This is a genomic window from Pseudanabaena biceps PCC 7429, assembly GCF_000332215.1.
Lineage (GTDB): Bacteria > Cyanobacteriota > Cyanobacteriia > Pseudanabaenales > Pseudanabaenaceae > Pseudanabaena > Pseudanabaena biceps.
The window spans coordinates 1-8,229 of the sequence record NZ_ALWB01000228.1 but is presented as its reverse complement, the minus strand read 5'-3'; the positions used below and the strand labels follow the sequence as shown (position 1 = coordinate 8,229).

Genomic DNA, 8,229 nt, shown 5'->3' with positions numbered 1-8,229 from the left:
CCCAAAAGTAAAAGCCTTGCTTAGCAAGGCTTTTACTTTTGGGCTTTTAAAACTTGCCAGTTTAGCCCGAACTAACGTTTTAGTCTGTTTTAGTCTATATAGGAACCCCGATATTTCATTCTTTCCTTGGGCTTGGCAGATTTTTGAGAGTTTCTTTCAGATGCAAAGGATTCTGGGGATTCTGGGGAGTTATCATCGGAACTGCTCTCGATATTGGCTCCACGATATTTAATGTTCGGGGGAGTTTTAAACGTTTTTTGGTTGTTTTCGTTAATATTAGGAGCTGGCTTTAAATCCTCTGGATTATATCGCGCACCACGATATAGCATTGCCTCTGGCTCTTGTGGCGTTGGTGCGTCGATCGCATTGAGATCGTCTTGGCTAGATGGGGATCTGCTAGATTCTGACGAGCGCCTAGGATTTCGCGATGCTGGCGGAGTATAGAGTTTCCCTAAAACATTGAAACAAATATAGGGAAAGATGAAAGCGATCGCGAGAATCACCACGAACGAATTGATATTGGTAATAGTATTGGTAACGTTATCGACATGGTTTGTCGAGGCCCATACAGAAATAGCGCTATAAACTGCTACCGCAGTAGCAATTTGGAGAGTGCGATAAACAAAAGACTTTTTCATTAGCAATAAGGCTAAATACGCCTTAGCAAAATTTATTTAATTTAAATCTGAGCTGCATGGTGACAATCCATAACTTAATCTTAAATATACCAATTTCTAAAATTGGTATTGCTAAGTAGCTTACTTCCTTACCAGTCAAGAAATAGTGCTGCTGAGCTTTGCCCCGCAGCACTATTTCTTGACTTTAGAATAAGTAAAAATAAGTAAAGCTGTCGCCAAGTGTACTAGGACATAAAAACCAAAAATTGATTGGCAGCGTGAAGCGCCGCCAATCAATAATTATCGATCAAACAAACCATAAGGAAATTATTGAAAGCATTGCAAAGCAACGCTTTCAATAATTTCCTTGGTTTGGGGTTTGAGCGCAAAGCTCTGTAGATAGGTAAAGATAGGCGGCAGCTCGCTCTAATATATAAAATTGAAACTTGGTTAAGTAGCTAAGCATAAGTAAACTTAAAATCTAGAAGAGAGTACTGCCCGCGTAGCGGGCGGTACTCTCTCTGGCTTTGTTTTTTATCATGCTGAACTACTTACCATCATCTATATTGAGCAATTGCGATGACGGAATGGATTACAAACACAATGAATTCCCTAGGCTATCTGGGGATCGGCTTACTGATGTTTCTCGAAAATCTGTTTCCCCCCATTCCCTCGGAGCTGATTATGCCCCTTGCAGGCTATACGGCTACTTTGCCCAATTCCACAATTCAGGTGATTCCCGCGATCGCAGTTGGGGTAGTTGGTACGATTTTGGGTGCAATCCCTTGGTACTATGCAGGGTTGCTATTGGGACAACAGCGTTTACAAATATTGGCAGGACGTTACGGGAAATGGATTGGAATTTCTGGCGATGATATTGATAAATCAGTAACTTGGTTTCAGAAGCATGGATCTAAGGCGGTACTATTTGGGCGCTTAGTTCCTGGCATTCGCACTTTGATTTCTATTCCCGCAGGCATCAGCAAAATGCCGCTCGTTCCTTTCTTTCTCTATTCGACAATTGGAACCGTGGGATGGGTAGCTTTATTAACCTATGCGGGTTACTTTTTGGGCAAAAACTACGCTCTAGTGGAAAAATACATTGATGTAATTACTAAAGTCGTGGTCTTCGGCGTGCTCATCGCGATCGCAGTATTTATTGGCTATCGTCTACGGCAAAAATCCCAGTAATACCAGTTTCCAAAATGGCAACGCCATTTTGGAAACTGGTATAAGTAGCTAGGCATAATTAAAATCCAAGGCTAAGCCCTGCGGCGCACGCGCAGCGTGCGCCGCAGGGTTTAGGGTTTTATATTTAATTAAGCCCACTTAACTTACCGCGATAATTTGACCCTTTGGGCGGATATAAGAGTCTAAACCTAATAGTGATTAACGTAACTCTCATGCAATCAGAGAAGCTAGAACCCAAGGATGAGGCATTGCTGGACGATCTATCCGATTTTCCCGAGCATAGCCCTAAAAAAAAGTTTATGGGACGATGGCGATCGCGCCTTGTGATCTTACTGATATTGCTCGTCACGAGCGGTGGTGGCTACTATGCCTATACCCAATTAACGGCTCCCGCCAACAACAAAGATAGTCGTAAGCGCGAAAGGACGATCGCCATTAAACGCGCAGATTTACCGATTATCGTGACCGCTAATGGCACAATTCAACCTGAGAAGTCAATTAATGTCAGCCCCAAAAGCTCTGGCAGACTCAAAAGCCTGTTAGTGAAAGAAGGACAGACGGTGAGGGAGGGGCAGATCCTTGCCTATATGGATGAGTCCAATACTTTAGGGCAAGTTACCCAAGCCGATGGACAGCTCGCGGCAGCTCAAGCTAGTCTCGATCTCCTAAATGCGGGAAATCGCGCTCAGGACATCGCTCAAGCGCAAGCAAACCTGAGTAATGCCCAAGCGACCCTCGAACAATCAGAGATTATTTATCGCCAAAATCAACAACTTTACAAAGAAGGGGCGATTTCTTCCCGCGATCTGGACAATGCCAGAACCACGACGGAGGCAAATCGCGCTAGAGTCGCGCAGGTACGCGAAGCATTAGCTCTCCAACAAGCAGGAGCTCGTCCTGAAGAAATCGATCGCGCTCAGGCTCAAGTCGTATCGGCCGCAGGTTCGCTCCAAATCGTCCAAGCACAATTGGAGGACACTATTATTCGCGCCCCCTTTGATGGAGTTGTGTTACGCAAGTATGCCGATCCTGGGGCATTTGTTACCCCTACTACTTCTAGCAGTTCGGTCAGTTCGGCAACCGCTTCTTCGATTTTGGCTCTAGCCAGCAATAATCAAGTTGTAGCGAATGTTGCTGAGTCGAATATTGCCCAGATCGCCATTGGACAGGAAGTTACAGTGCAGGTCGATGCCTATCCTAATAAGAAATTTAGCGGTCGTGTGGTCTCGATTTCACCGCAAGCGATCGTCAATCAAAACGTTACTAGTTTTGAAGTCAAGGCTGAGATTACATCCCAAGACAAGCAAATGTTACGGTCGGGAATGAACGCCAGCTTAGAATTTAAGGCAGGACAACTCAAGGATGTATTGGTCGTTCCCACTGTCGCGATCGTCAGACAACAGGGTAGTACGGGTGTATATGTCAAGACTGATCAGAGTGAAACGCCCGTCTTTACTGCCATTGAAACTGGGGTGACCGTTGATGATAAAACCGAAGTGAAGTCGGGCTTAACGGGTAATGAAAAAATCTTTGTCTCGTTCCCAGAAGGTTCACGACCGAAGACTAATCCCAGTGGTATTCCCGGACTTTCCCCTTCACCGCAGCGCAGTCGGGGTTAGATGAAGCCATGCAAAATGCTAAACCTATCTCCAAATTAATTGCCCAACAACGCCTTCAAGTTGCTAAGGTTCCCTTTACCGAGATTCTGACAATGGCAGCAGAATCCCTATGGAATAACCGCTTGCGAACTGCTTTGACGATGTTGGGTGTAATTATTGGCATTGCGGCGGTGATTGCGATTACTTCGGTCGGACAGGGCATTCAGAAGGCTACCGAAAATCAACTACAAGCCCTTGGCACAAATTCGATCAATGTCCTCACAGGGGCGGCGAGAACGGGCGGCGTGAATCAGGGCGGAGGATCTGCTTCCACCTTGACCTTAGAAGATGCTCAAGCGGTTGCCAAGGCTCCTGCGGTAAAGTTAGTTTCTGCCTACTTGCAACGCACCCGACAGGTTTCCTTTGAGAATCAAAATACATCAACAACCGTAATTGGTACCGATGTTAATTATTCACCGATTAGAAATACTTTCCCTACGGAAGGTCGATATTTTGAACAGGAAGATATCGATAATGCAAAATCTTTGGTGGTGCTGGGTTCTAAGGTGCGCTCGGATCTGTTTGGTCGGAGCAATGCGATCGGTCAGAGGATTCGGATCCAAGGGGAACAATATCAAGTAATTGGGGTGATGGAGTCGAAAGGGTCAACGGGGGGATTCGATCAGGACGATCGCGTTTACATCCCGCTCAAGAATATGTCAGCAAGACAGGTCGGCAATAATGCTTTACAGGGTATATCCGTCAGTGGGTTTTGGGTGCAAGCTCTGGATGAGGCAGAACTTGAGGCAGCTCAATTTCAATTGACGAATCTCCTAAGGTTGCGGCATAAAATTTTCCCACCCCAGCCCGATGATTTTCGGATCGTAAATCAGACGGATATTTTAAGCGCTTTTACCAATATCGTCGGCTTACTGACTCTGATGGTGGGCGCGATCGCCGCGATCTCTTTGGTGGTTGGCGGCATTGGTATCGCCAATATTATGCTAGTCTCGGTCGTGGAGCGCACCCGTGAAATTGGGGTTAGAAAAGCTCTCGGCGCGACGCGATCGGCGATTCTCAACCAGTTTTTGACTGAGGCGATTTTAGTGTCAGGATTGGGCGGTGTAGTTGGGATTGCTTTAGGAATTGCGATCGCCTACGGTTCGGCAACAATTTTTCAATTTCCCTTTTTGGTATCGATCTGGTCAGTAGTCGCTGGATTTGGTTTGTCAATGATGGTGGGACTAGTGGCAGGCGTAATTCCCGCCCGAAGTGCCGCGAAGTTAGATCCGATTCAAGCCCTCAGAAGTGATTAAGAAGCGATTAAGAAGTGATTAAAATTACGGAACACCTATGATTCGATTAGAAAATATTCGTAAAGCCTATCGTCTTGGCGAAGTGAATGTTCCCATTCTCAAAGGCATCGATCTGGAAATTCAGTCGGGAGAATATGCGGCAATCATGGGGATGTCAGGGTCGGGCAAATCCACATTGATGAATATTATCGGTTGTCTGGATCGCCCTACCTCTGGCAAATACTATCTTGAAGATCGGGAATTAACCACCTATAACGATGATGAGTTAGCCTTTATCCGCAATCGCCGCATTGGTTTTGTTTTTCAGCAATTTAATTTACTCTCAAGATCGACAGCGATCGAGAATGTGATGTTGCCGATGATTTATTCCAATATTCCTAAGGAGAAACGCCATCGACTCGCGACGGAAGCCCTTACGAAGGTGGGACTTAGCGATCGCCTACTCAATCGTCCCAATCAATTATCGGGAGGACAGCAACAACGAGTAGCGATCGCCCGAGCCTTGGCTAATCGTCCTGCACTAATACTTGCCGACGAACCGACGGGAGCGCTCGATACCCAAACTTCCCATGAGGTAATGGAACTATTGGGGGATTTAAATTCACAGGGAATTACCATCGTTCTAGTTACCCACGAACATGATGTGGCAGAGAGAACTCGGCGGATTATCCGCATTCAAGATGGCTTGATTTTAAAGCCAGAAAACGTTCCCGAAGTAATCTCCTAAAGTGATCTCCTAAAGTGATCTGCCTTTACTTTCTGGTTTTTATGTCCTAACTTTAATGAGAATAGCTATCGCTCTATCATTAGTGCAACTACCTTGATCGGTTATCTTTTTGTTAATGCTTTAAATAGTCCTCCACTAGAGCAGACCCTCTCGAAAAACTCCAGCGAATTTACTGGATTAGTCAATACATTAATTATTCTGTTAATTGTGGCAACAGCCGTTGCTCTGATTACGAGACGATTGCGGATATCCTACGTTGTGGGGCTAGTCTTAGCAGGCTTAGCGATTCCCAAACATATACTACCTGCTTCCATTGGCTTAAATCCTGAAGTGATCCTCAATCTATTTCTGCCAATCTTGATCTTTGAAGCCTCGATCAATACCGATATCAGTCGTCTGCGCAGTACGATTAAGCCGATTTTGTTGCTCGCAGGTCCTGGAGTAATTTTATCAGCGACGATTACTGCGACATTACTCAAGTTTGGCATTAATCTAGCTTGGATTACCGCTAGTGCCGTTGGCGTAATTTTAACGATTACGGATACTGTTTCGGTAATTATTGCCTTTAGGAATGTGACTGTCCCGCGACCACTTGCCACCATTGTGGAAGGAGAAAGCCTCTTTAACGATGGGATTGCTTTAGTTCTGCTTAGTATGATTACTACGATTTTTATGCAGGGTTCCTTTACGCTTGGGGAAGGACTACAGCAGATTTTTATTGCCTTTGTCGGGGGCAGTATTTTGGGACTAGGACTGGGCTATCTCTGTGTGGGGCTGTTTCAGCAGTCGGATGACGCGCTTAGTAATATTTTGTTGACGGTTGCAGTGTCCTTGGGGACTTTTCAGATCGGTCATGCTTTGGGAGTTTCCAGTGCGATCGCTGTAATGATTGCGGGATTGGTAATTGGCAACCTTGGCTTTCGCCAAACCTCGGCTCCCACGGAGGTGAGTTTGCTGAATTTCTGGGAATATGCGGCTTTTGGGGCGAACACCTTTATCTTTTTATTAGTGGGGATTGAAGTAGCGCCATTATCGCTTTTGAGTACCGCTCCTGCGGCGTTGTTTGCGGTTTTTGCCTATCAAATCGGACGGATTGTCGCGATCTATCCCTTGCTCTACGGACTGAGTTTCTTCGATCGCCCGATCCCCTTACGTTGGCAACATGTCTTAATTCTGGGCAATGTCAAAGGTTCGCTATCGATGGCGCTTGCCCTGAGTCTTCCCTTTGCTTTGCCCGACCGCACGCAAGCGATCGCCCTTGTCTTTAGTACGGTACTAATCTCCTTAGTGGGTCAGGGATTGAGTCTATCTTGGTTTGTGAAGAAGTTAAATCTATCTAGTCCATCGCCAACGAAGCAACAAATTGAATCCCTTCAGTTAAATCTGATCGCCTCAAAAGCTGCCCAAAAGGAGTTAGCGAATCTGTTAGAGTCGGGGAGTTTACAAAAATCGGTATATGAGGAGCTATTTGCCAGCTATCAAGCTAAGATTGCCACCTCCGAGCATGAACTACGCGATATTTACAATCAACGCATTAGTGATCGCCACGAAAACCCAGAGGAGCAAAATTATCTAGATGGATTGCGCCGCCGCCTCTATCTTGCGGAAAAGGTGGCGATTAATGATGCCATTCGCAAAGGATTGCTTTCCGATGAGGCTGGGCATAGTTATCTCAAAGTACTCAATGAAAAGCTCCTTTCCCTGAGGGAAGACTAGGCACATAGCCCCATAAAGTCCAACATTTGCCTCACAAGACTCGGTTTCGTAACCACCAGAATTGTCGAGCCCCCTTCTAAAATAGTGCTGCCATTGGGAACGATTAAATCTTCGTGGGGATGGGCTTGATAGCCGATGATGAGCGTCCCTGTAGGGAATTGGGGGTTTTGGGCGATCTCGGCGACCGTCAAGCCGACAATGGCACAAAGCTGCGGAATTGATAGTTTGACGACTTCGACTTGACCCTGCTCAAAATGCATCATCGCATCGACTTGAGGATATTCGATCGCATTGACAATCCGTGAAATGGCAAGTTCCAATGTGCCGATAATATGGGTTGCTCCCGCTAGTTGATAGGGTTCCTCAAAGTCGCGATCGCTCATGCGTACCATGATTTGGGGTACGCCATAATGTTTGGATAGAGTCACAATGGCTAGGTTCAGGGCATCTTCCCGTAATGCGGCAATAAAAGCATTACATTTGCGAATTCCTGCTTCTAATAAGACGGTCGTGTTAACTGCACTCCCTTCAAAAGCCATCACCCCAATTTTTTGGCGGGCATATTGACAGGCGATGGGATCGGTGTCGATCACGGCGATCGTATGTCCCATATGGAGGAGGGTACGGGCTAGGTCTAAACCCATCATTCCTGCCCCACCAATCAGAATATACATATCATTCCTCGACTAAAGTTACGGCAAAGCCGACCGTACAGTAAGTGGCTGGGCATAATTAAAACCCAGAATCAAAAGCTGTAGCGCACGCTGCGCGTGCGCTACAGCTTTTGGGGTTTTATGTTTTGCGCCTAGCTACTTAGACGGTTTAGGCTCTGGTCTTATTTTTACTCTTATTTTTACAACTATTCTTGTCTTGAACAAAAGAACCCCCAAGAAGTTTTTGATAGCTGTCGCCTTGTACTAGGACATAAACCCCAAGAATTGACTGGCGGTGCTTCGCGCCGCCAGTCAATTCTTGGGGTTTTATCCCACATTCCGCTCGTAATGGAAGAAAAAAACAATTACGAAACAGGCACAGGGAGTAGATAGTAGCGTTGGCAGGCAGGA

Annotated in this window: 8 protein-coding genes; 5 read left to right on the top strand and 3 right to left on the bottom strand. The window is 46.0% G+C overall.

Going from position 1 to position 8,229, the window contains the following annotated elements; translation table 11 throughout:
• Window positions 1-89: 89 nt before the first annotated feature.
• The gene (locus tag PSE7429_RS19110; protein WP_009628979.1) at window positions 90-638 is read right to left on the bottom strand and encodes a hypothetical protein; all 549 of its coding nucleotides are present in this window, start codon (window positions 636-638) and stop codon (window positions 90-92) included.
• Window positions 639-1,196: 558 nt separating this feature from the next.
• Between PSE7429_RS19110 and PSE7429_RS19105 the strand changes: the two genes are divergently transcribed.
• The 5 genes from PSE7429_RS19105 to PSE7429_RS19085 all read left to right on the top strand — a co-directional run bounded on the left by PSE7429_RS19105 (window position 1,197) and on the right by PSE7429_RS19085 (window position 7,165).
• Window positions 1,197-1,808, top strand: a complete 612-nt coding sequence (locus PSE7429_RS19105; RefSeq protein WP_009628978.1) for a DedA family protein — start codon at window positions 1,197-1,199, stop codon at window positions 1,806-1,808.
• A 212-nt stretch (window positions 1,809-2,020) separates the two neighbouring features.
• Entirely contained in the window at window positions 2,021-3,427 is a 1,407-nt protein-coding gene (locus PSE7429_RS19100) for an efflux RND transporter periplasmic adaptor subunit (RefSeq protein ID WP_009628977.1), read from the top strand.
• 8 nt (window positions 3,428-3,435) lie between these two features.
• A complete protein-coding gene (locus tag PSE7429_RS19095) occupies window positions 3,436-4,722 on the top strand; it encodes an ABC transporter permease (RefSeq protein WP_009628976.1) in 1,287 nt (428 codons plus the stop codon).
• A 37-nt stretch (window positions 4,723-4,759) separates the two neighbouring features.
• Entirely contained in the window at window positions 4,760-5,449 is a 690-nt protein-coding gene (locus tag PSE7429_RS19090; RefSeq protein ID WP_009628975.1) for an ABC transporter ATP-binding protein, read from the top strand.
• Between the two features lie 93 nt (window positions 5,450-5,542).
• Entirely contained in the window at window positions 5,543-7,165 is a 1,623-nt protein-coding gene (locus tag PSE7429_RS19085) for a cation:proton antiporter (protein ID WP_009628974.1), read from the top strand.
• Here the strand turns inward: PSE7429_RS19085 and PSE7429_RS19080 are convergent.
• Complete coding sequence (locus PSE7429_RS19080; protein ID WP_009628973.1) at window positions 7,162-7,839, bottom strand: potassium channel family protein; 678 nt, start codon at window positions 7,837-7,839, stop codon at window positions 7,162-7,164. The genes PSE7429_RS19085 and PSE7429_RS19080 overlap by 4 nt on opposite strands.
• Before the next feature lie 148 nt (window positions 7,840-7,987).
• Window positions 7,988-8,229 (bottom strand): hypothetical protein (locus tag PSE7429_RS27325; protein WP_040689592.1); only part of this gene is annotated, 242 nt, incomplete at its 5' end.

Excerpts from the sequence above, each read along its gene's own strand:
- PSE7429_RS19110 (WP_009628979.1), bottom strand. The coding sequence starts at position 638 with ATGAAAAAGTCTTTTGTTTATCGCACTCTCCAAATTGCTACTGCGGTA.
- PSE7429_RS19105 (WP_009628978.1), top strand. The coding sequence starts at position 1,197 with ATGACGGAATGGATTACAAACACAATGAATTCCCTAGGCTATCTGGGG.
- PSE7429_RS19100 (WP_009628977.1), top strand. The coding sequence starts at position 2,021 with ATGCAATCAGAGAAGCTAGAACCCAAGGATGAGGCATTGCTGGACGAT.
- PSE7429_RS19095 (WP_009628976.1), top strand. The coding sequence starts at position 3,436 with ATGCAAAATGCTAAACCTATCTCCAAATTAATTGCCCAACAACGCCTT.
- PSE7429_RS19090 (WP_009628975.1), top strand. The coding sequence starts at position 4,760 with ATGATTCGATTAGAAAATATTCGTAAAGCCTATCGTCTTGGCGAAGTG.
- PSE7429_RS19080 (WP_009628973.1), bottom strand. The coding sequence starts at position 7,839 with ATGTATATTCTGATTGGTGGGGCAGGAATGATGGGTTTAGACCTAGCC.